A 1,409-nucleotide genomic window follows, 5' to 3' on the forward strand; every position below is an offset into this window, starting at 1 on the left:
AAATATAGCCACCCCAACACCTTTAATCGACAAAATGATGTCTGAWWAAAAGAAAATTGATTTTACCATATTAAAACAAAATATAATTTTCATTATTAGATGAAATTTGATGACAAAGAGTCTCGGGTTTACATTCAGGAAGTTTTAGGTTTTGGCTTGGAATCCAAAGACACCACTTATAAAGCTATAGCAGAGCGTCATGGCGTCTCACCAAAAAGGTTATGAGTGCATTTAAAAGCAGCTTAAGGTTATTGAGGTGCAAAATTCGATGGCCGAAGACTGATGCCGCAACATGGTTTTTCAATCAATGGTCTAGAGGCTTAGATCAGGATGACCTCGATTCTATATACCTTTGGGTAGCAAGAGACTTAAAACCAAAGCATGTTTCTAAAGTCGCATCATTCATATCTGGTCTGATAGTCGGCCCCAGACTTAACAAAATTCAGCGATCTATTGAGCGGACGCGCTTGCAGTTGATTGAGGCCAATCCTGGTGTGCCAATTCGTTCAAATGAGGAAATGGTTTTGAGGATCACCGCTAGAGCCTCATTTCCTGATCCGGTAAACTTTAATGTCAAGGCACCCAGACGTCATCGTGCCCGAGCAACCTCCACGGGCCAGAAATTTGGTAAAGGAGGGAGACATTTAAGTTCCAGAGCTGGCTATGGTCTCGTTCATTTTGAGTCGTCATTGGAGCGAGGTTATATCGAAGCCTTCGATACCAGTCGTCATGTTGCATGGTATCAGGAGCAACCAATAGAAATACCATATACCTACCTTGGGCGTGAGGCTTCATACTTCCCTGATATGATGGTTGGCCTTATCGACGGTAGAGCTGTATTGATTGAATTTAAAGGCCTCAAGCATTTTTGCTACGTGAACACTTTTCGCAAGGCAATTGTTGGTCGCCGAAAGGCTTTCTCTGAGGGATGGGGGTACGCACTGCTTTATGAAGATGGGGGCTCTATAATTGACTTGTTGGGGCGGAAACTCCCCAACTCCACGGTAAACCTTAAAATAATTATGGATAGTTTTGGGCATATAAACAGAAGTGAGTTTTTTCGTGAAATCCGTTCTGCGGATGAGAAATTTTCTTTAAAGGATATTGCGGCACTTTGTATACAGAACGATTTTTTTATTGAAACATCCCCTTGGCGCATCACCAAGATTCCCAACAATTATACCTGGAAAATGTTCTTACCATAATTTAGAGCTGTAAAGATCTGGGTTCAATCTTGGAAATATGTGAGTAATATCAAGCTGAACCCAATGCAGAAGATGTTCTAACCGAAATAAACTCGCTGGCTCCGCACGCCGGAAGCCCAAGTTCGGCAATCAGTGGGCTATCAAAATGCCCATTCAGCAGAGAAATTCCCTCCTTTTTTAACTGGTCTCGCGTTCCCCCGCCAC

The 1,409-nt window shown here is 42.6% G+C and carries 1 protein-coding gene; it reads left to right on the plus strand.

Annotation, left to right across the window (positions count from 1 at the left end):
* Positions 1-467 precede the first annotated feature (467 nt).
* Entirely contained in the window at positions 468-1,205 is a 738-nt protein-coding gene (locus VZ95_RS24690; RefSeq protein ID WP_156995482.1) for a hypothetical protein, read from the plus strand.
* Positions 1,206-1,409: the final 204 nt, after the last annotated feature.

It is taken from the genome of Elstera litoralis (assembly GCF_000963705.1).
Taxonomy (GTDB): Bacteria; Pseudomonadota; Alphaproteobacteria; order Elsterales; family Elsteraceae; genus Elstera; species Elstera litoralis.